Here is a 24,242-nt window from a genome sequence, read left to right on the forward strand (position 1 = left end):
GCTTCTGCTGCCCCGCCAGCGATGACGCAGCCTCTCCAAGAATGCCCCGCTCACGGCGGTGGAATGATCCAGACGGATGGGCTGGCCTGTGCAGGCATTCGGATGAAGGTGGCACGCCCGGCACGCAGCAGCGGGACATTGTTCTGAGAAATGATGGCGGCAGAGCTCATGGAAATCCAGATGGGCACGGACTGGCCCGGCTTCTGCAAGAGCCAGCTGGCCAGATACCCGCTCACACCGGCGGTGACATCCCCTTTCCAAAACTGCATCTGAGACGAAGCGGAAACGATGGTGCTGGCACGAAAAGGGAAAGAAGTCATCCCAGCCTGGGCAGGTGTGGTGTCGAGCGGCCAGGGATTGGCGCAGAGATTGTAGCCAGCCTGGAACGGACGGGCGAATGGGGTGGTGCGCACACTGCCGGCGCTGAGCAGTGGTGATGGACTGACGGCGGCAATTTTAAGCATCACACCTGTGCCGGGCGGAATGAGGGTGTCATTCATGCTGGCCGGGGCGGAGCCGTTCAAAACCCAGTGGCGTGTGCCGCCAAGGGCCTGGAGCCAGTAAGTGCTGTACTCTGAGGCGGTGAGAAACAGGACCTGATCCGCGCCGGCGGCGCTGGCAGCCCCTTGGAAGAGTGCGGGATCAAAGACTTCGCCCAGCGTGCGATGCGAGCGCAGGATCACACGCGCACCGGACAAACCGGCCACCGCCGATGCTGGGAGCGTGGTGCCGGGTGAGTCATTCGCTACGAGGCACGCGAGGGAGGTGATGCTTTGCAGATCCAGGCGATGCCCGGCCTGAGGCCCGCTGATGATTTCCAAATAATAGTGCTGCGCGGGATCCATGGCGGAGGCCACGGACGACTGCTCGCTGAGCATGACGCTGCCGGTGGTGGCGCTGCTGACCAAACCGGTGAAGAGCGCTTCGTGGTTGAGATTGAGGCCATAGGTCTGCGTGCCGGGATTGAGCATGGTCTGCTGCCAGCCCACCGGCGCACTGGTGGCGCTGCCGCCAGTGGATTGGGTGATGCGCAGACGGATGATGCCCTGTGCAAGACTTTGCCCGGGGAGCGCCTGGAGATCAGACCACGTCACCCGCTCCCAGCCATCCCCCTCATTAACAACTGCGGGGTCCGCCACCAGCGCCGACCAGTTGATCAAATCGCTGCTGCTTTCGAGCTTGAAGGTGAAGGTGCCCTGACCCGAGGGCCGCCGCAGGGTGGCATCGACGCTGCTGTTGCTGCGCGTGACGAGCTGCAAGCCTTCACCGGGCCGGGTGATGCCGCTGGTGAGCGCGGTGCCGAGCGCGGTTTCCAGAAGGTCCGTAGCGCTGTCCTCATCGCTGTTGGTGGTGGCGAGATTGTTGGGAAGACCGACGGTGCTGGACAGGACGGAGGCCAGCACGAGGGTGTTCGGCGAAGCCGCCGGAGCCGCAGGCGCATTGACGAGCCACTGGCTCTGCGGGATCACCTCGCGTGCCTGATCGGGGCTTTCCCACAGCAGCCGGGCGGTGGCGCCGCCGGTGCTCTCATAGTACTCCATGACAACCGGCACAGCCACGCCGGCCTGCAGGGCGATGACGCCGTTGTTCCAGGTGTCGCCGTGATTGTTCCAGTCATTGACCACGAGCTGGCCATTGACCCAGAGACGCACGCCGTCATCGGTCACAGGGATGAGGGTGTAGGTCTGGGTGTAACGCGGGACGAGGTACCCGTGCCAGCGCACGCTGTAGCCATCCGCAGGAAGAAGTGGATCAGGACTGCCTGTGCCCCAGGTGTAATTGACCGTGGACTCCATGCGCGTGAAGCTGAACTGCTCGAAGTTTTTGCCGATGTAGTAGTCCCCGGTGAGGCCGTTGGTGCTGACCGCCGGCGTGTAGCTCACGGTGATGAGATTGGACACCGTGTTCGGATTTCCAGCGGCGTCCTGCGCCACGCCTGCGGGGAGACTGACGGTGACATTGCCCGCTGCCGTGGGCGTGACCGTGACAGCCCATGCCGCCCCTGCGGAGGACAAAGCGGTGGCCGTGCCGTTGGTCACAGTGAACTCGGAAGCAAGCAGGCCGGTGACGCTCTCGCTGAAGGTGGCATTGACGACAAACGGCGCAGTGACGCTGCTGGCCGGAGTGGTCAGCACCACTGTCGGCGGCGTGATGTCGCCGGTGCCGTAGTTCACACTGAGGAGATTGGAGGCTGAATTGCCCAGGTTTGTGCTGTCGGTCGCGGCCTTGGCCGGAATGCTGACGGTGACGACCCCCGTGGCGGTCGGCTTGACTTTGAAGGAAAAGCTGGTGCCGCTGCCGCTGAGCGAGGAAGCGACGCCGTTGGTGACGACGATGTCGCCGAGCGTGAAGCCGGAGGCGGAGGCATTGAAGGTCGCCGTGACATTGAAGGTGGTGGACACCGTGGTGGAGACGGTGCTGAGCACGACCGCAAAAGGCAGCGGCGCTGCGGTGGGAGCATCGTCAATGCTGGCGACGAATGCGGCGAGGTTGGACAAGTCCGTGGCGGTCAGCGTCACGCCGCTGTGCGCGGTGATGGCGTCGGAAAGCGTGGCCGCAGAGCCATCGTGCAGATACGGCCCTGTGGCCCAGCTGCCACGCAGCGTGGGCACGTCCAGTCCGGTGAGCGCTGCGCCGAGGCGCGTGCCGCTGGCGGGCTTGAGGGTGCCGATGCTGGCAAAGACATTGAGCGCGCTGTTGGTGAAGTTCACCCCGCTGTGGCAGGAGGCGCAGTTTTGCGAGCGGAAGACCTGCTGCCCGGCGGTGGCCACTGTGCTCAGCGCGCCGCTGCTGGTGCGGCTTGGGCTTCTGCCGTTGACGGTGAGAGATTTCACATACGCGGCCAGCGCATCGAGATCGGCACTCACTCCGGCCTTGGGATCGCCCAGCGGCTGATTGCGCGTGCCGGTGTTGAACTGCGTGTCCGTCATGAGACCGGTGCCTCCGGCCAGGGTGCGGATCTGCCCTTCAAAATCCTGCACTTCATCGAAGTTCCCCGTCCAGTGCAGCATGCCGTGACTGGCGTGGCCTTTCAGCGTGATGGTGTTGCGCAGGCCTTCGCCAAAGCCGGTGAGATCCCACACGCGGCCATCGTGCCCGGCATCGTTGTGGCAGACGGCGCAGCTGATGTACTGCTGCAGAGCGAGGCGTGGGTCCTGCGCATCGTAGAAGAGCTGCTTCCCCTTCAGCACCTGCGCCGTGAGTTTTTCCATGGTGACGGCATTGAGCGTGGCCGTGGTGGCGGGTGCGGTGTTGCCGCCCTGCGTGATGCCGCGCACATCATGCACGGTGATGCTGCGGTCCATGAAGTTCTGGACATACAGCGTGCCGCCATCTGGCGAAGTGACGACGCCCTGCGGCGCGCGGCCTGCGGGAAAACGGGTGATTTCCTGATGTGACCACGCATCGAGAATGGCGACCTCGCGGCTGGCTTCGAGCGCGGTGAAGACATAGATGCCATACGGATCATACGCTGCGGCGCTGGGCATGCCCGCGTTGTCGATGTCCACGCGTGAAGGCAGGTGCTCCGTCTGCGCGGTGAGATCAATGCGCGAGACGATGGCGCGCACGCTGTTTTCATGATTCAGCGGCTGGCCATCGCGCAGCATGCCGCGCTGGATGTTGTCCTGCTTGGATGGCACCCAGGCCGAGAGACCGTCCGGCGAGATGACGGCGGCACCGAGATAGTTTGGCAGACCGCGTGCGGAGGTGGAGGTATCCGCAGCGGTGCAGGGATTGAGCAAAATCGTGCGTTCCACTGCAAGCGCCGCCGTGCCGATGACGACCACCTGACCGCCTGCGCCCGTGAGCATCGGTGTGGCGGTGTTTTCACCAGCCACGCGTGGCGTGATGAAGCGTGAGGCATAGACGCGGGCGCTGTCGGCAGAAATGGAGAGATGCCGCACAGGGCCGCCAGCATCCACGGAGGCGAGTTGGGCCCCGGTGCTGGGGTTCAGCTTCAGCACACGCCCGGTGCTTTCCAGAGTCACCCATGCGGCCGTGCCCGCAGGATCAAAAACGATGCCGAAGGGACGTGATCCATACGCGAGCTTCACCGTGGCGGCGACGGCGCGGGTGCTGGTCTTGATGATGCTGATCGTTCCGGCCTCCACATTCGTCACCCACAGCCTGCCGTCCGGTGCCAGAGCCAGGCTGCGCGGCGCGGTGCCCACAGTGATCTCGGCATAGCGCGCACGCGTCACCACATCAAAGGCGGTGACGCTGTTGTTGTCCGGATTCACACACCAGACGCGGTCATTGCCCGTGGCGGGATGTTCGTAGACAATGCTGCTGGAGGCGGCGGGCTTGCGCGTGGTGAGTGCGGCATACACTGCCTGATAAAAGGTGCTGGTGATCGTGATGCCGGTGTCATCGGTGGCGGTCAGCGTCACCAGATAGCGGCCCGGTCCGGCATAGGTATGCGTGATGCTCGTGGTCGTGAGCCATGCGGTCTCGGGCGTGCCATCGCCAAAGTTCCATTTGTAGCGCGCATTGATGCCGTTCGCGGACTGCGCGGTGAAGGTCAGCGCACTGCCGGTGGCCTTCGGAGCTGCGGCCAGCGGCTGCAGCGTGAGCCCTGCGGAGACGTTCCAGATGAAGGCGGCGGTGGCGGGAGTGCTGATGCCATCGCTGGCGCTGACGATGACGTTGAACGTGCCCGCAACTGTGACGGAACCGGAGATGACGCCTGAACCTGGCGAGATCGAAAGCCCCGTGGGCAAGCCTGTGGCGCTGAAGGTGATGGGATCGTTCTCAGGATCGTTCGCCGTGACGGGCAAGGACACCACCGCGCCGATGAGCGAGGCCTGCGCCCCCGGGTTTGTGATCTGCGGCGATTGATTCTGCGGCACGATGCTGGTGGCGTGGCGCAGATCGCGCAACGCGAGGATGTCCGGCTGGGACAAGGGAGCCTGATGGAGCGCGACTTCATCCACCGCGCCCGCAAAAAAGGCGCTGCCGGGGCTGTCAGCAGCGCCCACGACGAAAGGTTTGGAAGCATTCGGCACGTAGGTGCCGGTGTCTTCGTTGACGAGGATGCCGTTGAGGTACAAACGGCGCACGCCGGTCAATGTCGGACCGCTGGCACTCGTGGTGCGGAAGGTGGCCGCCACATGCGTCCACTGCCCCACGGTGACGGCGTCGCCTTTCAATCCGGAGGCGTCATCCCCCGTGCGAAGCTGCCAGAAGCCATCCGCAGTCACCCACAGGCCATAGCCTTTCTTGATGGCGGTGGATTCATCACGCGAGGCGAGCACGCAGCGCGCCGTGCCGGGTGCTGCATCACTGCGCACCCAGGCGGCGATGGTGAAGTCGTTCGGATTGAGCGATGCGCTGTAAGGCATGACGACGCTCTGGCTTGTGCCGTTGAACAACGCGCTGCTGCCCGTGCCGGGATTGCCGCTGAGCGCGGGACTGGCGCTGGTCGTATTCGCTCCACCGTTTGCCGTGCCTGCGATGGACACCAAACCTGCGGCGGTGGATTTCACTTCGCCCGCGGTGCCGTTCCAGCTCGCTTCATCGAAACTCCACGCCACCACCGGATTCTCGATGGGGAGGTAAGGCGAGAGGTAGGTGCCTGCGATGATGGAGACCGCTGCGTCTCCCGGTTTCTTCCAGCCGACGGAGAGGTGGTCATCCCCCGTGCCGTCCTTCATCAAGGCTTCGATGTAGTAGCGCGTGCCGGCCTGCAGGGTGATCAAGGCGGAGGCCTGCTGCGGATACCACGTCCAGGTTTGAGGTGGTGTGTAGCCGGGCTGGCTGGCGATCTCCACGGCGTTGGCGGGATTCGCATCGGTGCTCAGCTTCAGGCTCGATTCATCATCGCTGGAGATGAAGAACTGATACTGGCCGGTGACAGGCACGTAGAGAAAGCCGCGCAACCGCTGGGCGGTGATGTCGTCCCAGTTTTGAGGTGAATCAAAGGACGGCTGCAGATCGCGCCCGTTCGGATTCGCGGGGAAGACGGTGTTGCCGGTCAGGCTGGCCACCGTGACACCGTTGATGTTCGTCCAGTACTCACGCATGATCTGGCCGCTGCCGAGATTGGGCAGCAGCACGATCCAGTTGAAGGAAACGGAGGTCACCTGCCCTGCCGCGCTCACCAGGATGGTGCTGCGGTAGGTTCCCGGTGCGGCAGTCACGGTACCGGAGATCAAGCCGGTGCTGGCATCAATGCCGAGCCCCGTGGGCAAACCACTCGCGGTATAGCTCAGCGTGCCGCCCGTGGCGCTGGCGCTGATGGGCAGTGAGACCACGCTGTTTTGCGTCACGCTCTGCTGCCCCGGATTCGTCACCACGGGCAGCGTGGAGTTCGTGACCTGAAGGATGCGGGAGACGGACCACACGCCGTTCGCATCCACCGCAAACAGCATCCAGTAGCCCGGAGTGAGCACATTGATGCTCGGGGGTGCTGTGACTGCATACACACCCGGCGAGGGATTCGTATGCGTGAAGCGCACATGCCGCAGGCCGGTGTCCACCGAATGCGTCTGCGCAGACATGCTGATGGCGCTGAAATACTGCACACCGTCGCTGGCGTTCACCGTGAAGATGGACGCTGGGCCGATGCGATCCGGCGCCGCCGTAATAACGGGACGCACAGCGGCTGTGCCGTCCGCATTGAACAACTGCGGCGGTGTGAAAACCTGCGCATCCTGGTGATCCGTGAGCGCATCGCCCGACAAGCCGCCGCCGCCCGACCACACGCGGCCATCCGGCAGCAGCAGCGCCAGCGAGTGGTAATTGCGCGGCACGGACATGTCCGCCATGCCACGCCATTGACCGGTCGTGGGGTTCCAGATTTCCGGCGTGAAGACGGTGCCCAGGTCGCTGAAGAACTGTCCCGAAGTGTTGCCGCCCACCACCATCACTTCACCGTTTGGCAGCATGACGGAGTTTGAAAAGGAGCGTGCATTCGCCATCGGCGCGGTGGGAGCCACCACGGGCGTGGCGCCATTGAGATCCACGGTGAAGGCCTTGTTCACCACCACCCCGTCATCAATGGCTGTCAGACCCCCTGCCACCACCACCTTGCCGGGGGCATACATGGCCCAGGCACCCTGCTTGGGGTAATGTGTGCCCGGGATGCTGGCCCCTGCCGCTGTCATCGCGCCGGTGCCTGTGGCCGTGATCCAGTTCAGCGCCTGATGCGGGCCAAAGTGCGCCACACGGCCATCCGGGGCCACGAGGAAGAAGGGATGCCAGTTCGTTTCAATCGCATTCGCGATGGGCGGATTCGCCACCGTTTGCCATGAGATGCCGCTCATGCGCCGCCAGCCGGAGCTGGCATTCCATTGCTCGATGGTGCCGTTGCCATTCGCGCCGCCGTTGCCGCCAGCGGTCAGCACCTCGCCGTTGGGCAGAGCGATGCTGGTATTGTACCAGCGGCCATCGGCCATGGTTTGTGCGGGCACCCATTCATTCGTGCGCCAGTCAAACAAGCTGGCCAGCGCCGTGGTGCCATTGATGCCGTTGCCGCCATTCACCAGCAGCCGGCCATCTTGCAGAAAGGACAGCCCGCCGCAGAACATGTCATGCCGCCCGTTGTTGATCTCGGTAAAGAGGCCCGTGGCCGGATCCCACACGGCGGCGTAGGTAAACTGCGGCCCGTCTGGAAAGGTCGTGCGCTGATTGGACGCAAACGTCAGCAGCCTGCCATCCGGCAGCATGGCGGCCGAGGTAGGAATGTGCGGCGTCCAGGGGATGACGGCGCTCCAACTGCCCTTGGTGACCAGTTCCGTGGGGGAAACAGCGCCGATGCTCATCACCACCGCCTCCGCTGCGGGCGCGAGCCTTGCGGCCTCGGCCATCAGGGCATCGGCTTCGGCATGAGTCGCCACGTCTGCATGAAGCGCCTGAGCTGATAGCAAAAGTAGTAAGAACACCCGCTCAAGGCACGACGTCAGATGCCGTCCTCCCCGCCGGATTAATTCACTGATGCGATTCATATGTGAGGATATTTTCAAAGGCGACATACAGCGCCCTCCTAAACCCCTCCTCAATTCAGTAGATTGTAAATGACCTTCAGGGAGCTGACCTATTAACTTCACTTGATAGTTCACCCATCCGCGCTGCGAGCCCTTGCACTCGCCCCGGCACTGTCTATTCTCGCCGCCCCTGTTCTTTTCCCCTTTTGCACCGTGGCCAAAAAGTCCTCCAAAAAATCCGCTGACGAAGCCTACTCCCCCATCCTGCCATCCGCCGCCCCGGTGGAGCACAAGCCGGTGGACACGCTCTATGGCGACTGGTTTCTCGATTACGCCAGCTACGTCATCCTTGAGCGTGCCGTGCCGCACATCAATGACGGCCTGAAGCCGGTGCACCGCCGCATCCTGCACAGCATGGATGAGCTGGAAGACGGCCGGTACAACAAGGTGGCGAACGTCGTCGGGAACACGATGAAGTACCACCCGCATGGTGATGCCTCCATTGGCGACGCCATGGTGCAGCTGGGCCAGAAGGATCTGCTCATCGATACCCAGGGCAACTGGGGCAACACCCTCACCGGCGACAACGCGGCTGCTCCGCGATACATCGAAGCACGCCTGTCCAAATTTGCGCTGGATGTCGTGTTCAGCCCGAAGGTCACCGAATGGGCCGCCTCCTACGACGGCCGCAACAAGGAGCCCGTGACGCTGCCGGTGAAGTTCCCGCTGCTGCTCGCGCAGGGCGTGGAAGGCATCGCCGTGGGTCTTTCCTGCCGCATCCTGCCGCACAACTTCATTGAGCTGTGCGATGCCAGCATCGCCGCGCTGCGCGGTGAGGAAGTGAACCTGCTGCCCGACTTCATCTCCGGCGGCATCATGGACGCCGCGGACTACAACGGCGGCATGCGCGGCGGACGCATCCGCATTCGCGCCAAGATCGACGAAGGCGTGCACCTCCCCGCCGGCACGGACGCCGACCAGACCATCCAGGCGCTTTACGCTTTCACCGACTGCGAAGTCTCACTCTCACCGAACGCCGTCGTCATTCAGGACGACAAGCCGCGCTTCATGAACGTGAACGACCTGCTGCGGGCCAGCGCGGAGAACACCAAGCGAATCCTCGGCGAAGAGCTGGGCATCCTGCTCGGCGAGCTCAATGAGAAGTGGCACTTCAGTTCCTTGGAAAAGATCTTCATCGAGAACCGCATCTACCGCCGCATTGAAGAAGCCGAGACCTGGGAGGCCGTGATGGAGGCCATCTGGAAGGGCCTCAAGCCCCACCTGCATGTGCTCAAGCGCGAAGTCACCAATGACGACGTGGCGCGCCTGACGGAGATCAAGATCAAGCGCATCTCGAAATTCAACAGCTTCGAGGCCGACGAGCACATCCGCGAGCTGGAGGAGGAGATCGACCAGGCCGAGAAGTTCCTCAAGGGCCTGACCAAGTACACCATCCGCCACTTTGAAGAGCTCAAAAAGACCTACGGCGCAGGCCGCGAGCGCAAGACCGTGATCAGCGGTTTCGAGCGCGTGGCGGCTGCCGAAGTCATCGTGCAGGGCGAGACCCTGTACCTCAATGCCAAGGAAGGCTTTGCCGGCACCAGCCTCAAGCGCGAAGGCGACCCGATCTGCAAGTGCTCCCCGCTGGACGACGTGCTCTTCTTCACCCGCGAGGGCAACATGACCGTGACCAAGGCTGCTGCGAAGTTCTTCGTGGGCAAGAACCCGCTCTACGTGAACCTTTTCAAGAAGGACGAAAGCGCCGTTTATACCATGATCTACCGCGACGGCCGCCAGGGCAGCCTCATGGCCAAGCGCTTCCGCATCGGCGGCGTCACCCGCGACAAGGAATACGTCCTCACCAAAGGCACCCCCGGCAGCAACGTCCTCTATTTCATCCGCCACGAGACCGAGGAGGACAGCAACGCCCAGAACGTCGTCGTCCACCTCAAGCCCGCCCTGTATCTGCGCAACCTTTCCATCAAATTCCCCTTCAACTCCATCGCCATCAAAGGCCGCGAGTCCCAGGGGAACATCGTCACCAAACACGCGGTCGATCGCGTCGTGCGTGAGCCGAAGAGCGGAGAGAGCGCCGAGTGAGGTAGAGCGGCAGGAAAGTACTCGTGAGCTTCAGCTCACTCTGGGAAGCTCCGCGCTGCCCAGAGTGACCTCAAGCCTGAGCCTGCCCTCGTGCCGCCGCCAACCCGGAGCAAATAAGTCAGCTTCCGCAAATTCCCCATTTTCCTCGGGGGGGTATGCGCGCACAGAACTCGCCAGCGGAGAAACTTCACCCAATTCGCCAAATTCACCGGGAGGGTGTACGCACGCACACGTGCCGGAGCGGGACAAGGGTGAAAGGGATGGCATCGAATGGCAGATCATTGAAACCAGAGAACGGCGCGGCGCGGCGTGCTGATTCGGGACCGCGCTGCCGCTCGCAGCCTTCTGGTGGCCTTCTCTCTAGTCCTCCAGGTGGGACAGGACATAACGATGCAACTGCGTCCGGAAGCGGGTGCTGTCGGCGTGATGGAGGGCAAAGAACTCTTTCTCGATCTCGTCATAGACCAACGTGTCGAAGTCGTCTTCCAGCTGAGCATCGCGGATTCGCTCGATGATTTCATCCCACTCCTTGAGGGTGTCAGGGTATGGAGGTGCGGAATGGATGGCCAGCGCCTTTTCCGCACAGGGCGCAAACTCGGAAAGCCCCACCGCACGAAGAGCCTCCGGCACCCGATGCGCCAGCCGCCCGTGATCCCAGTCAAACCAGGTGACCACCCCACCATCGCACATGGCACCCCAGAAAGTCTCCACACAAAGGACATCACGAATCCACCCGGTGATGTCATCCGCATCCCCAAAGTAGAAGGCATCATCTGTGGCATGATAGACAAGATGGCAGGCAGCTTCGGGAGATGAAGACTGCCGAATGGCCTGCTTCTGGGCTGTGGTAAGAACGAGGCTGCTCATGGGAGCAGGAAGCTAGGCCGCCCCTCAGCCCTGGCAAACTCTACACGAGAATCTCCCGCATAGAACGGCTTGAGAGGCTTGCAATCCTCCATGCCACCTCCGCGCGCGCATACCCCCCCGAGGAAATTGGGGAATTTGGGGAGTTCCTCTGCTGGCACACCTCCATGCGCGTATACCCTACCGGTGAATTTGGCGAATTTGGTGAAGTTTCTCCGCTGGCAGCAGGAAACGCAGTCGCCCGTCCACGTCGGGGCGCACAGGGTCAGGCGGCTGCGCGCTGGTAAAACTGGAAGCACACGCCTGAGGGCGCGATCATGTGGAACTCGCGCCTGCCCCACGGCTTGAGTTCGAGCGGGCCGACCCGGGCGGGGATCGCCCGATACTCGTCGTAGAGTGCCTCAAGGTCGGACACGCCGATGCTGAAGCTCGCGTTGTCCGCCCAGTTCTGGTTGTCGTTTTCCACGAGGTTGAGGGACACGCCATCGCGCTCGATGCCGGCCATGCCATCGCCCTGCCAGAGAATGGAGAAGCCCATGTGGTCCGCGTAGAAACTGAGCGCCTCCTCCAGGCTGCCGCAAGTGGGGATCATGGGAGTGATGGAGTGGAAGGCGGGTTTCATAGATGTGATGTCTGCTGAGACAATACTGTTAATCCTGCCATCCTGTGAATCCTGTCCAAACAGGCACCGCGATACCTGCCATTTCTAGTTTCATCTTTGCTCGAAGCTGATTTTGACAGGATTCACAAGATTCCAGAATTTCAGGATTAATACCACGAGCAGTTAAAAAACGAGTCGGAAGATCAGCGAGAAGACAGGCAAAGGCGGTCGTAGGATGAGTGTGGCGACAGCCCGCCCGTCCATCAGCGTACGGCAACGCGCAATGGCCTGCGAACGTCCTCGCAGTCGGGCGGTTTGGCGGAAAGCGCTGTGGAGCACGATACGCTCCCGACGCCAAACACGCCCAACCTACGGGCCCTGGACGCCGCGCCGTTTACCTGTTCGATGACAGCCGCTGCTACGACAGGAATACAGACCTGTTTTCAATGGCGTTTGGTGCACGGGGCACAAAAAAACGGCGGCTTGAGACAAGCCGCCGCTGGGAGGGTGCTCGATTGAAGCCTACAGAATCACGCCCGGCTCGTACTTCGCGGCGTGGGGGAACTCTTTCTTGATGGCGGCCACGTGCTCACAGAAGGCGTCCACCTGCTGGGGGGCGTCTCCGGCGTTGGCTTTGCCGGCTTCCACAAGGCGCTGCATGTCTTCGGCGGTGAGGGTGAGGCGCACGTCTTCCACGAGGCGGGCGAGGAGGTCGTTCTCGCGCACTTTGCCGGTGCGCATGTCCTTGGCCACCTGCACGGCGTGCTCTTTGATCACTTCGTGGGCGGTTTCGCGACCCGCGCCCGCTTTGACGGCTTCCATCATGACGGTGGTGGTGAGGAGGAAAGGCAGGTAGCGCATGAGCTCCTGCTCCACCACGGCTTCGAAGACTTCCATCTGATTGAGCACGGTGAGCAGTGTCTCCAGCAGGCCGTCCATGGCCAGGAAGGCGTCCGGCAGCATGACGCGGCGCACCACGGAGCAGGAGACGTCTCCTTCATTCCACTGATCGCCCGCCAGGCCGGAGGCCATGGTGAGGTAGCCTTTGAGGATGACGTGCAGGCCGTTGATGCGCTCGCAGGAGCGGCTGTTCATCTTGTGCGGCATGGCGGAGGAGCCCACCTGCCCTTTGGCAAAGCCTTCGCTGGCGAGCTCCTGCCCGGCCATGAGGCGCAGCGTGCGCGCAAAGCTGGACGGACCGCTGGCGAGCTGGCACAGAGAGGCCACCACCTGCAGATCGAGACTGCGCGGGTACACCTGCCCCACGGCATTGAAGGCCGCCGGCATGCCGAGGTGCTTCAGGATGCTGCCTTCCAGTTCGGCCGCTTTTTTCGCGTCTCCATTAAAGAGAGTGATCTGATCCAGCCGGGTGCCCACGGCACCTTTTAGCCCACGGGCCGGATAGCTGGAGATGAGATGCTGCAGATCGCCAAAGGCCACGAGCAGTTCCTCGCCAAACATCGCCAGGCGCTTGCCCAGGGTGGTCACCTGTGCGGCCACGTTGTGCGTGCGGGCGGTCAGCGGAATGTCACGCGTCTCCTTGGCGCGCCGTGCGAGGCCCACGAGAGCCGCCACGCATTTGTTGCGGACCTCTAATAGAGAGCGGAAGACCTGAAGCTGCTCCACGTTCTCTGTGAGGTCGCGGCTGGTCATGCCTTTATGAAGGTGCTCGTGGCCCGCGAGGTCGCAGAATTCCTCGATGCGTGCCTTCACGTCATGCCGCGTCACGCGCTCGCGCTGCATGATGGAGGCCACATTCACCTGATCCTTCACCTTCTCATAGGCTTCGATCACGCCATCCGGCACCGGAATACCGAGATCGCGCTGGCCTTTCAGAACTGCGATCCAGTAATCGCGCTCCAGTCTGACTTTCCCTTCCGGCGACCAAAGGGCGCGCATGGAGGCGGTGGCGTAACGTTCAGCGAGGACATTGGGGATAGAATCAGACATGGGAAGGTTGATCTAGGCCAAGCCTGGCGATTTGGCAAATGGGTAGCCTCAGGTACAACCACTGCAATGAAAGCGTCTCTCCATGGGCTGGCGCAGCGTATTGGAATACAAACACTCATCGTAGCCACCATGACTTAATAATTTAGATCTGTGGACTGGTTCTATTCGGCGCGTTTGATGCTCCCCATTCTGGATTGATAGCAATTGTATGAAATTCTTCAGGATTTCCAAAGTTTTTCAGTTGCCACACAATTTTGGTTTGCAATTGTGGCAATAATTCGCAATTCTACCACTTATCTAAAACCAAACATTTAGCCACACCCCGATAATACCCCTGTAATGATAGAAATTATTGACGAACGTTGTTAACAACTTCTCAACGAGACTCAGTTTCGATTTTTACAGTTAATCGCAGGCAACAGACTCACCCCCAATTTTTTATGGCAGATCTAGCAGCACCCGAACTCATGACTGTGAAAGAGACCGCGGAATACCTCCGCATCCCTCTTCCAACGGTTTATTATCTCGTCCAGCGTGGCCAGTTGCCCGCTGTTCAAATCGGCGGCCGCTGGCGCATCAAGCGCAGCCTGCTCGACCGCGATGTGCTGCGCAAGGAAGACGAAGCCGGGCAGCCCACCGTCATGGTGGTCGATGACGACCCCGCCCTGCAGGCCCTCTTCAAGCAGTTCCTCAAGAAGGCTGGTTTCGGACGCCTCGTCGTCGGCACCGGCGCTGAAGCCATCACCATGGCGAAGAAGCAGAAGTTTGACTTCGTCTTCCTCGATCTCAAGCTCCCGGACGTTCCCGGAGACGAAGTGTACTCCCAGCTCAAGGCACTGTATCCGGATCTCCCCATCGTGGTGATCACCGGCTACCCTGACAGCGAAATCCTCAGCCGCATCCTCGGTCACGGCCCCGTGACGGTGATCAAGAAGCCGATCGAGTACGATCAGCTCAATCTCGCCGTGAAGCAGCTCGGTCACAAAGGCGCCGAAGCCGCAGCCTGAGCTTAGGTCAGCCCAGTCACTCTTCCCACTTCAGCCCCGTCAGCATTGCTGGCGGGGCTTTTTTATTTTCAGCCATCTTCCTCCTACTCTTACTCATACTCCTCCTCCCGGAAGCTCACCTCGGATTCCAATCCAAAGAGGAGGAAGATGGAAGATTCGTTGGCTCACACCGCCGCTGCGGAGAAAAACACCTTCTCAGCCGTGCCACGCAGCATCCAGGCCTTGTCGTGATCGCTGAGAAAATCGAGGCGGTCACGGATGATCGCGATGGCATTATGGTAGTTGTGGCCGTGCTCCACCTGGAAGGGGCAGTCACTGGCCCACATCACACGCTGCGGGCCGAAGGCATCCCGCACCTGCCGCACCAGCGGGCCCATGTCGGTGTACGGGGCCTTCTTTGCCCCCAGGGCGTAGAAGGCGGAGGCCTTCACGTGCGTTTTGGCATGCCGTGCCAGGCGCAGCAGGTTCTGCACCTCCTCAGGCTTGGCCGGCCCTGCCATGCCCAGACGGGCGAAGTGATCCACCACCACGCCCGTGTCCGGGTACCACTCGCACATCTTGTCCAGCAGCGGCAGCGTGTCCGGATTGATCAGCGGGCAGACGTTCACCTTCAGCTCCGCCGCCGTCTTCCACAGCGTGGCCATGCCCGGGGAGCCCATCCAGTCAGAGAGATTCTTCACCTTCTCCGGGTAGATGCGGAAGCCGCGCACGCCCTGCTTCACCAGGCTGCGCATGGTATCAGCCAGGCCTGCCGCATGCTCGTCCACGATGGCCACGCCGCTGAAGACACCTGGATGCGCGCGCATCATGTCCAGCATGTAGCGGTTGTCCGTCTGGTAGTAGCTCATCTGGATGAGCACGATGCGGCTCACGCCTTCCGGCCTGCAATGGGCAAACAACTGCTCCGGCGTGAAGCTCGGCGGCTGCATGTCGCTGACGGCATAGCCGCGTGCCAGCGGATACTTCTGCACATCAGGCGTCCACACATGCACATGCGCGTCGATCCAGTTTCCTCTTCCTGAAGGTGAGAAAAGATTGCAGCCTGTGAGGGCGGCGGCAGAGGAGGCAAGGAAGGAGCGGCGTGTCTGGTTCATCTTCACTAATCGTAGCGAAGAACTTCCCTTTTGCGCAAGCCTTTGCACCCGCGGCAGAAATCATTCATCATGCCCCCATGTCCCGACTGCGCCGAATCTGTGTTTACTGTGGCTCCTCCTCTGGCAGCGATCCCCGCCATCGCGCCGCCGCGCATGATCTGGGTGCGTTTCTCGCGCAGAGCGGCATCGGACTCGTCTATGGCGGTGGCAATGTGGGCCTGATGGGAGCCATCGCGGACGGGGCGCTTTCGCAAAAGGGAGAGGTCATCGGCGTGATCCCGAAATCCCTCATGGAAAAGGAGCTCGGCCATGGCGGCGTGACGCAGCTTCACGTCGTCGGCAGCATGCACGAACGCAAGCAGCTGATGGTGGACCTCAGCGACGGCTTCATCGCCCTGCCAGGCGGCTTTGGCACGCTGGATGAGCTTTTCGAGACCCTCACCTGGCTGCAGCTCTCCTTTCACGACAAACCCGTGGGCATCCTCAACGTGGGCGGCTTCTTCGACGGCTTGACCGACTTCATCTCCCACATGAGCCGCAGCGGCTTCCTCAAGCCCGAGCATGCCGCGTGTGTCTTGGTTGAGAATCAACCCGCCGCCCTGCTGGCCCGCATGGAGGCCTTCCGGCCACCGGATCTGGGCAAATGGATCGAGAAACTGGCCGCCGAGGCGCGCTAGTCTTAGGCAGGCCGGGCGAGCTCCCTTTCGTCAGATCGTCTTTACCCCGGAGGACACCCATTGTTCGCAGTTTCCCCCTACGCAAAGCGGACTTCTTGACAGGTTATTCACAAACAATTGAGAACTCTCACTTCTGTGTCTTGTCCGATCATAAGCTAGAAAAATCTCCCAAGGGTTTGTCGCGAGTCCGGAACAAAACCTTGAGCGTGGAACCCTTGTGTTTGAATCGTGGAACGTGCAGAAGGTGGTCATTATGAAACGATTTCGACACATGCTAGGCCAGCCACCTAACTAGGCAGCCGACTCTAGTAACCTTGTATCAACACGGCCAATAACAACTTTAGTTGTTTGATAACCAGCAAAGTAACAGCCGTTAACACAGGAAGCCATCAACCGCCCCCACTCCCATTTGCAGCTATCTGCCTCTCTGTAGGTGGCCTTGGAAGACAGAGATGCCGCGCCTCGGACGAGCCGCCATTTGCCCCCTATGGATTTCATGGCCCAATTATTTTGTTTAAAACATAAATACGTTCATTTTTGACAATTGCTCCTTCCTTGCTCTGCCGAGGCATCCGCTTTCCGTGAATCACCCACAAATTGTTCACACCCGATGTGGAGAATCTTTTTTTGCGCAGGGAGAACCTCGAAAAACATTGGCTGCAGGAGCACCCCGGAAGCCTCAATTCCGCCTTGTTGCAGAAGCAGGTTCCGGTAGCCTCGGTGACTTCTCTCCTCCATATGCACGCCTATCAAATCACCGGAACCACCGGCCTCGACTCGCTCAAGGCCGTGACCCTGCCAGATCCCACGCCCGGCCCCGGGGAGGTTTTGGTCCGTATCCGCGCCACCTGCCTGAACTACCGCGACTACATGAACGTCATGGGCATCCGTGGCGTGACCGGCCCGGTGCCACGCATTCCCTGCTCCGATGGCGCGGGCGAGGTGGCGGCCGTGGGTGCGGGCGTCACCCAGTTCAAGCCCGGCGACCGCGTCGTCTGCCCCTTCATGCCGAGCTGGCTGGACGGGGAATTCAGCCAGGCGCATGCCGCCCACGCCCTCGGCGGCGCGGTGGACGGCCTGCTGCGCGAGCTGGCGGTCATCCGTGCCGAGAGCCTCCTGCCCATCCCAGACTACCTTTCCACCGAGGAGGCGGCCACCCTGCCCTGCGCCGCCGTCACGGCCTGGGATGCCCTGCACTGCCGTGGCGGGCTGAAGGCCGGCGAAACCGTGCTCATTCTCGGCACGGGTGGCGTCTCGGTCTTCGCCCTGCAGTTTGCCAAGCTGGCCGGTGCCCGCGTTTTGGCCACGACGAGCTGCGACATCAAAGCCCAGCACCTGCTCCAGCTCGGTGCTGATGCGGTGCACAACTACAAGACCGATCCCGACTGGGACCAGTGGGCCGTCAAGCAAACCGGCGGGCTCGGCGTGGACAAAGTGGTCGAGATCGGCGGCGCGGAAACGCTCAACCGCTCGCTCAAAGCCACGCGCTTTGGCGGTCACATCGCCCTCATCGGCGTGCTCACCGGCACCAGCGCGGAGGTGCAGACCGTGCAGATCCTGCGCAAAGGCATCCGCCTGGACGGCATCTACGTCGGCTCACGCGAGATGTTTGCCCAGATGCTCGCTGAAATGGAACGCGTGAAACTCCAGCCCGTCATCGACTCCACCTTTGAGTTTCGAGACGCCCCGGCAGCCTTCCAGCGTCTCGAAAGCGGGAAGCACTTTGGGAAGATCGTGATCCGGGTGTGAAGAACTCCTTGAGCGATGCATGGACTTGTCTCCCGCTCCCGGAGGGAGCAGAGAAATTAGCCGGTGGTGGAGCGAGGCTTTGCGAGCGGGAACCACCGGATCTCGTGGACGTGGGGTTTAGTGACCGACGCCGCATGCCGAAGGTATGCGAGAATCGTTCGCAGGCTCCTCGTTTGCGCCGGAGGTTTGAAAGCTTCTCGCATACCTCCGGCATGCGCCCTCAGGAGGAGGGGTTGTCGTGGGCGTGGTCCGGTGGTTCTCGCTGCACCGCTGCGCGGTTTCGCTTCACCACCGGCTAATTTCCGTACTCCCTCCGGGAGCCTAAGACAGTGAGAGACTCAATGATCTGCCGACTGCACGCTACCGCCACAACAGCCCCGAAAACTTCTTCGCCACGGCCTGACGGTGCTTCGGCCATTCACGCGTTTGGAAGGTTGGCCAGTCCTTCGTGGTGGCCAGTTTCCTGCCATCTGGCGTGCAGAGAATGAGCGTCACCGGCAGCCGTCCCTCGCAAAGGGTCGGATGCTCCGTGAGCGCAAAGCATTCGTGCAGCTTCACCTGCACTTCGGGGAACTCATTCGCATAAGAAACCTTCAGGCTCCCACCCGCAGGCCATGGGATGGAGAGCGGCACCAGCTCATCCAGCCAGCTCACCTGCCCCTGGGCCAGATGCTGCTGGAAGGCGGCCATCAGCGGCGCGGCCTGGGCTTCCTTCACCAAAGACAGGCCTTTGAACGCACGGGCGAGACAGGCGGTGATGGCCTCCGCATCAAAGCGCGGAAACTCCAGCTCCGGCAGCGTGGCATGAACGAGATCCACCCGGGCGATGAACTGCTTCAGCCGATGATCCATCAGCGGCAGATCAAAGGCACCCGCGCGCTGCGCCTCCGCGAGGCAGCGCCCGCTGGCGATGGGATCGAGATCGCGCTGCTGCGCCTTCTGCTCGATCACGAGGTCGCGATAGCGCACCACCTTCATCGCGGCCACACGCTTGTTTTGCGCATCAAAGAGATGCTCCACCGTGGTGCTCAGATGCTGCGGAAACATCTCCGCGACCCACGCCGGCTGCACGGCGGTGGCGAGACTCAGAAGTGTCAGCGGCGCAGGGCCACGCGACGGCGCTTCCCGCAGGTTCGCCGCCACGAAAAAAGCCGCCTCCTGCACCACGCTCTCACGCACGAGCTGGCCTTGGCGCTGCTCGGTGAGATCGCACTCCGGCTTGCCGGGCACGCGGCGTTTGGCCAGTTGATCCACGAATCCGGCCATGAGGCAGCGGAGGAGCGCTTCGTCACCTTTGGCCGTGGTCCCGCCATCGCGATCAAACAGCCGCTGCTGCTGCGCGGCGTGCAGGATCTGCTGGCAGGTCTGCTCCACCTGCCGGGCCACCTGCGCATTGATGCCATGGCTGCGGCAGCGCTCAAAGCTGAAGCCGTTTTCTTTGGCGAAGTCGTAGGCCCGCATCAGCGTGATGAAGTCGGAGTCGCCGCTGTCCTCAAACATCTCGCGCAGGCCCTTCATTTGCGCATCATCGCGGTCCAGCCGCGCGAGCAGATCGCGCCCGCTGACGAGGGCGGCGCACAAAGCCGCATCCGGCACGCAGCCGCGCTGGCTGGCTTCGATGAGCATGCGCGAGTAGCGCGGGTGCATCGGCAGCCGCAGCATCTGGCGGCCGACCGGCGTGAGCTCCGCCCTGCCCTCGTGCAGAGCTCCCAGCATTGTCAGCAGCTTCTCGGCGCGCACCACGGCCTGCGGATCGGGTTTGTCCAGCCAGTCAAACGTGGCTGCCTCCTGAATGCCGAGCGAGTGCAGCAGCAGCACCACCTCCGCCAGATCGCTGCGCTGGATCTCGGGTGTGTTGCGCTCCTCTCGGGTCTGATGGCCAATCGAGGTCCACAGGCGATGACAGGTGCCGGGTGCCGTACGGCCTGCTCGGCCTTTGCGCTGGTCTGCACTCGCCCGGCTGATCGGCTCCAGCAGCAGCGTGCCGATCCCGCGCTCCGCATCGTAACGGGCCACACGCGCCACGCCGCTGTCCACCACATGGCGGATGCCGTCGATGGTGATGCTGGTCTCTGCCACATTCGTCGCCACGATGACTTTGCGCAGTGCGTTCGGCGCGAAGGCGCGGTCCTGCTCCTGCGGCTCCAGCTCGCCATGCAGCGGAATGCAGGCCACACGCTCCTGCGTTCTCATGCCTCTCAGTGCGTCCAGCGTGCCATTGATCTCGCCGCGCCCCGGCATGAAAACGAGGATGTCGCCGGGCTCGCCTTCGTACAGAATACGCTCCACCGCCTCCGCCGCCTGCACCGTGAGCGGGCGCTGATCAGGCACCGACAGATAGCCCACCTCCACGGGAAAGCTCTGCCCTTCCGAAACAAGGATGGGGCACTGGTTCAAATACGCCGCCACAGGATCTGCATCCAGCGTGGCGGACATCACCAGCATCACCAGATCGGGCCGCTGGCTCTGCTGCAAATGCTTCACCAAAGCCAGTGCCACATCGCTGAGCAGGTTGCGCTCATGGAACTCATCAAACACCACCGCACCGATCTTCGATAGCGCGCGATCATCCTGCAGCCAGCGCAGCAGGATGCCCTCCGTGACGAAGCAGATGCGCGTGCCCACGCTGGTGTGGTCATCAAAGCGGATCTGATAACCGACTTCCGCGCCCAGCTTACCCCCGCGCTCCGAGGCCACACGCGCCGCCACGGTGCGTGCCGCCACGCGGCGCGGCTGCAGCACCACGATCATCTTGTCTCCGGCCACACCCGCATCCAGCAGCATCTGCGGCACCTGCGTCGTCTTGCCCGAGCCCGTCGGCGCCACCAGCACCAGGCGATTGCCCCCTTGCAGCGTGCGCAGGATGTCGGCGTGAATTTTCCAAATGGGGAGCGCGGTGGGGGCAGGCATGAAGTGGGGGCGCTGGCTATAAACCAGAACTTCATCTTTTTCGACGAACGATGGTGGATTCCGTCCACGGCCTGCGTTTCGTCGGTTTCACCCAACCCACCCACCATGCACCGCCTTTCCTCCCTCCTCCTCGCCATTTCCCTCTGCGTCGCACCCGTTTCTCAAGCGGAGGATTTGAAAGCCGTCGCCGCCAGTCTCGATGGTTACCGTTTCGAATTCGCCTGCAAGGACCCCATGCCGGAAAACCCCAAGCCCGGCGCTGACGGCATCTCCGCGCGCGCGACGAATGATCCCGCGACCAACGACAAGTTCACCGACGTGCGCAAGTTTGGCGGCGAGCCCGGCAAACGCTACAAGGTCACCCTCCGCGTGCGCGGCGTGGTGGAGCCGATGATGTACAAGGACGGTCAGCAGGTGGGCGAATACTTCTACATCGGCGGCGCTCCGAACAACGCCACCTACAACATCTACCAGCTCACGGTCTCCTCCCCGGCGCAGCATTTCTTCTTCAACCGCCAGGACAAGGTGGGCCATAAAATCTTCACCATCGACTACACCGCAACCATCGAGGTCGAAGGCGGCACCACGCTCACTTTTCACGGCAACGGCCAGAACGGCCACATGATCACCAACTTCGCCAAACTCGTCGTGCCCGAAGTCTCCCCCGCCCCGCAGCCCTTCAACGGCCAGTTCATCCAGCTCAACGTGGTGGACGTGGCGGAGGTGAAGTGAAACGCCCAACTTTTTCCGCCATGATCCACCGCCTTCTGCTTCCACTCGCGTCCCTTTTGCTGACGGCTGCATCTTTGCAAGCCGCTGCGCCCAACATCATCCTCATCATGTCGGATGACATGGGCTTTTCCGACCTCGGCTGCTACGGCGGAGAAATCCAGACGCCGAATCTGGACCGCCTCGCCAAGGGCGGCGTGCGGCTGAGCCAGTTTTACAATGCCGGGCGCTGCTGCCCCACACGCGCATCGTTGCTCACGGGGCTGTATCCGCATCAGGCGGGCATCGGGCACATGATGGAAGATCGCGGCAACGACGGCTATCGCGGCGATTTGAACAACCGCTGCGTGACCATCGCGGAGGTGTTGAAACCGGCAGGCTACCGCACCTATGCCGTGGGCAAATGGCACGTGACCAAGCACGCCCAACCGGAAGGCCCCAAGCTCAACTGGCCGCTGCATCGCGGCTTTGACCGCTTCTACGGCACCATCACTGGCGCGGGCAGCTTCTATGATCCCGGCACGCTGACGCGCGATGACACGATGATCTCCCCCTTCGCCGATCCGGAGTACCAGCCCAAGCAGTACTACTACACCGATGCCATCAGCGACCACGCGATTCGCTTCATCGATGAGCATGCCAGCGCACAGAAGGACAAGCCATTCTTCATGTACATGGCCTACACCGCCGCCCACTGGCCCATGCACGCGCTGCCCGAAGACGTGGCCAAATACAAAGGCAAATACGACGCGGGCTACGAGTCCGTGCGGCAGGCGCGACTGCTGCGCATGCAGCAGATGGGATTGATCGCGAAGAACGCGGAGCTCTCCCCCACGAAAGGTGACTGGACGCAGGTGAGCAACAAAGACTGGGAGACACGCTGCATGGAAACCTACGCGGCGATGATTGACCGCATGGACCAGGGCATTGGCCGCGTGGTGGGCACGCTGGAAAAGAAGGGCATGCTGCAAAACACGCTCATCCTCTTTCTCCAGGACAATGGCGGCTGTCAGGAACCCATCGGCCGACAGGCCAAGCCGCCTGCGTTCAACGAGAAGACTTTTCCCGTCATCGCGCAGGATGCGATCCGCCTGGATGTCATCCCCAAACAAACCCGCGACGGCCAGCCGGTGAAGCAGGGCCAGGGCATCATGCCGGGCGGACCGAACGACTACATCGCCTATGGCGAAGCCTGGGCCAACGTCTCCAACACACCGCACCGCGAGTACAAGCACTACGTGCATGAAGGCGGCATCTCCACACCGCTCATTGCCCACTGGCCCGCCGGGATTCCCGAGGCACAGCATGGCAAAATTGAAACGCAGCCCGGCCATCTCATTGATCTCATGGCGACCTGCTCCGACGTGGCTGGAGCAGCCTATCCCGCCGCATTCAACGGCCAGGCCATCCGTCCCAAAGAAGGCATCAGTTTAATACCCGTCTTCAAGGGCCAGAGTCCGGCCACCCGTTCCATCTTTTGGGAACATGAAGGCAACCGCGCTCATCGCGCCGGTCCATGGAAGCTCGTGGCCAAGGAAAACCAGCCCTGGGAGCTCTACAACATCGACCAGGACCGCGCTGAGATGCATGACCTCGCCGCGGCTGAACCGGAGCGCGTCAAGTCCATGGCTGCAGCATGGGAAGCTTGGGCGGCACACGCGCAAGTGCTGCCCGTCGGCGCTTGGAAAAAGCCGAACATTGTCAAAAATGCGAAGGGCAGGCGGTCTAAATAAATGTGCAGGCCACATTGATTTTGGAATGAAACATGCTCCCATCTTTTCCTATGGACCTTTCTCAAATGGCTCTCGATGTCCCTACACTTAAATTGAGTTTGGCAGTCGTTGGAGGCCTGCTTCTTCTCTCGATGGTGCGGATTGTGTTTCTGCTGCGCACCAATGCCCGCCTGCGTGACAGCGCCTCCAAAATGGAGCAGCAGGTGCTCAATCAGCATCAGGCGCTTCTCTCGGTCCGTTCGGATTCCAATGCCTGGCGTGGAGAACTGCAGCGCATGTTTGACTCTTTCCGCGCAGAGTTTTCCAAACGTCTGGATGAATCCGAACAACGCTACAAGGAGGTGCAGCATCGTTGTGAAACCGCCGTCAAGCCGGCTGAAGTCTTTGCCCCGCCGCCGCCCCCCGCCGTGCTGGCAAAGATTGCAGCACAGGAAGAGAGGGCCGTACTGCCCGTTCCGGCGCTGAACATCTCCTGATTCACGCCATCGCAAAAAGCCCTGCGGAATTGAAAGTCTGCCAGAGCCAGGGACCGCCCACCAAATTGAATTGAAACAACATCTGCCGCATCCACCGGAATGAATCGTGAACTGTCTCAGGACCTCCTGGCTTTGCTCATCGGACTCGGCATCGTTACAGGTTTGTTTTTACTGTCCTTGGTGCGCACATTTCGGCTCATCCGTGCCAACAGCCGCATGCGGGTTGAAATCGCCGGGATGGAAAAGCAGTCCGTGCTGAGACATCTGGAAGTCACCGCCGTCCACCATGACGCCATGTCATGGAGAGCCAAAACCCAGCGTCAGTTTGACGCCCTGCGCAGCGAGCTCGCCCACCGACTGCAGCAGGTGGATCAGGGTGGTGCCAACGCCCTGCAGGAAATGGATGCGGTGCATCAGCAGACGCTGG

The 24,242-nt window shown here is 61.8% G+C and carries 14 protein-coding genes; 8 read left to right on the top strand and 6 right to left on the bottom strand.

Features of this window, described 5'->3' with window-relative positions:
* Positions 1-50: 50 nt before the first annotated feature.
* Entirely contained in the window at positions 51-7,838 is a 7,788-nt protein-coding gene (locus ACILSL_RS20170) for a PA14 domain-containing protein (RefSeq protein WP_395733863.1), read from the bottom strand.
* Positions 7,839-8,138: 300 nt separating this feature from the next.
* Between ACILSL_RS20170 and ACILSL_RS20175 the strand changes: the two genes are divergently transcribed.
* Positions 8,139-10,025, top strand: coding sequence for a DNA gyrase subunit A (locus ACILSL_RS20175; protein WP_395733864.1), 1,887 nt, complete (start codon positions 8,139-8,141; stop codon positions 10,023-10,025).
* Between the two features lie 360 nt (positions 10,026-10,385).
* Here ACILSL_RS20175 and ACILSL_RS20180 read toward each other — a convergent pair whose 3' ends face one another.
* The 3 genes from ACILSL_RS20180 to purB all read right to left on the bottom strand — a co-directional run bounded on the left by ACILSL_RS20180 (position 10,386) and on the right by purB (position 13,440).
* Complete coding sequence (locus tag ACILSL_RS20180) at positions 10,386-10,892, bottom strand: DUF4375 domain-containing protein (RefSeq protein ID WP_395733865.1); 507 nt, start codon at positions 10,890-10,892, stop codon at positions 10,386-10,388.
* A gap of 262 nt (positions 10,893-11,154) precedes the next feature.
* Positions 11,155-11,511 (bottom strand): VOC family protein, encoded by a 357-nt coding sequence (locus ACILSL_RS20185; protein WP_395733866.1) that lies wholly within the window; start codon positions 11,509-11,511, stop codon positions 11,155-11,157.
* 501 nt (positions 11,512-12,012) lie between these two features.
* Positions 12,013-13,440, bottom strand: a complete 1,428-nt coding sequence (gene purB / locus ACILSL_RS20190; RefSeq protein ID WP_395733867.1) for an adenylosuccinate lyase — start codon at positions 13,438-13,440, stop codon at positions 12,013-12,015.
* Between the two features lie 467 nt (positions 13,441-13,907).
* Here purB and ACILSL_RS20195 point away from each other — a divergent pair, with 467 nt between their 5' ends.
* Positions 13,908-14,447, top strand: coding sequence for a response regulator (locus ACILSL_RS20195; RefSeq protein ID WP_395733868.1), 540 nt, complete (start codon positions 13,908-13,910; stop codon positions 14,445-14,447).
* A gap of 164 nt (positions 14,448-14,611) precedes the next feature.
* Here the strand turns inward: ACILSL_RS20195 and ACILSL_RS20200 are convergent, their stop codons facing one another.
* On the bottom strand, positions 14,612-15,541 hold the full coding sequence (locus tag ACILSL_RS20200; RefSeq protein ID WP_395733869.1) for an amidohydrolase family protein: 930 nt from the start codon (positions 15,539-15,541) through the stop codon (positions 14,612-14,614).
* A 77-nt stretch (positions 15,542-15,618) separates the two neighbouring features.
* Between ACILSL_RS20200 and ACILSL_RS20205 the strand changes: the two genes are divergently transcribed.
* Together ACILSL_RS20205 and ACILSL_RS20210 are read left to right on the top strand one after the other, a co-directional pair.
* Positions 15,619-16,218, top strand: coding sequence for a TIGR00730 family Rossman fold protein (locus tag ACILSL_RS20205; protein WP_395733870.1), 600 nt, complete (start codon positions 15,619-15,621; stop codon positions 16,216-16,218).
* 738 nt (positions 16,219-16,956) lie between these two features.
* Positions 16,957-17,967, top strand: coding sequence for an NAD(P)-dependent alcohol dehydrogenase (locus ACILSL_RS20210; RefSeq protein ID WP_395733871.1), 1,011 nt, complete (start codon positions 16,957-16,959; stop codon positions 17,965-17,967).
* A 360-nt stretch (positions 17,968-18,327) separates the two neighbouring features.
* Here the strand turns inward: ACILSL_RS20210 and ACILSL_RS20215 are convergent, their stop codons facing one another.
* Complete coding sequence (locus ACILSL_RS20215; protein ID WP_395733872.1) at positions 18,328-20,877, bottom strand: ATP-dependent RNA helicase; 2,550 nt, start codon at positions 20,875-20,877, stop codon at positions 18,328-18,330.
* A 105-nt stretch (positions 20,878-20,982) separates the two neighbouring features.
* Here ACILSL_RS20215 and ACILSL_RS20220 point away from each other — a divergent pair, with 105 nt between their 5' ends.
* The 4 genes from ACILSL_RS20220 to ACILSL_RS20235 all read left to right on the top strand — a co-directional run.
* A complete protein-coding gene (locus ACILSL_RS20220) occupies positions 20,983-21,609 on the top strand; it encodes a hypothetical protein (RefSeq protein ID WP_395733873.1) in 627 nt (208 codons plus the stop codon).
* A 20-nt stretch (positions 21,610-21,629) separates the two neighbouring features.
* The gene (locus ACILSL_RS20225; protein ID WP_395733874.1) at positions 21,630-23,339 is read left to right on the top strand and encodes an arylsulfatase; all 1,710 of its coding nucleotides are present in this window, start codon (positions 21,630-21,632) and stop codon (positions 23,337-23,339) included.
* A gap of 65 nt (positions 23,340-23,404) precedes the next feature.
* Positions 23,405-23,815 (top strand): hypothetical protein, encoded by a 411-nt coding sequence (locus ACILSL_RS20230; RefSeq protein ID WP_395733875.1) that lies wholly within the window; start codon positions 23,405-23,407, stop codon positions 23,813-23,815.
* 99 nt (positions 23,816-23,914) lie between these two features.
* Positions 23,915-24,242 (top strand): hypothetical protein (locus tag ACILSL_RS20235; RefSeq protein WP_395733876.1); only part of this gene is annotated, 328 nt, incomplete at its 3' end.

Source organism: Prosthecobacter sp., from assembly GCF_044222345.1.
Taxonomy (GTDB): Bacteria; Verrucomicrobiota; Verrucomicrobiia; order Verrucomicrobiales; family Verrucomicrobiaceae; genus Prosthecobacter.

Coding starts and splice junctions, on each gene's coding strand:
- ACILSL_RS20180 (WP_395733865.1), bottom strand. CDS start 10,892: ATGAGCAGCCTCGTTCTTACCACAGCCCAGAAGCAGGCCATTCGGCAG.
- ACILSL_RS20185 (WP_395733866.1), bottom strand. CDS start 11,511: ATGAAACCCGCCTTCCACTCCATCACTCCCATGATCCCCACTTGCGGC.
- purB (WP_395733867.1), bottom strand. CDS start 13,440: ATGTCTGATTCTATCCCCAATGTCCTCGCTGAACGTTACGCCACCGCC.
- ACILSL_RS20195 (WP_395733868.1), top strand. CDS start 13,908: ATGACTGTGAAAGAGACCGCGGAATACCTCCGCATCCCTCTTCCAACG.
- ACILSL_RS20200 (WP_395733869.1), bottom strand. CDS start 15,541: ATGAACCAGACACGCCGCTCCTTCCTTGCCTCCTCTGCCGCCGCCCTC.
- ACILSL_RS20205 (WP_395733870.1), top strand. CDS start 15,619: ATGTCCCGACTGCGCCGAATCTGTGTTTACTGTGGCTCCTCCTCTGGC.
- ACILSL_RS20210 (WP_395733871.1), top strand. CDS start 16,957: ATGCACGCCTATCAAATCACCGGAACCACCGGCCTCGACTCGCTCAAG.
- ACILSL_RS20215 (WP_395733872.1), bottom strand. CDS start 20,877: ATGCCTGCCCCCACCGCGCTCCCCATTTGGAAAATTCACGCCGACATC.
- ACILSL_RS20220 (WP_395733873.1), top strand. CDS start 20,983: ATGCACCGCCTTTCCTCCCTCCTCCTCGCCATTTCCCTCTGCGTCGCA.
- ACILSL_RS20225 (WP_395733874.1), top strand. CDS start 21,630: ATGATCCACCGCCTTCTGCTTCCACTCGCGTCCCTTTTGCTGACGGCT.
- ACILSL_RS20230 (WP_395733875.1), top strand. CDS start 23,405: ATGGCTCTCGATGTCCCTACACTTAAATTGAGTTTGGCAGTCGTTGGA.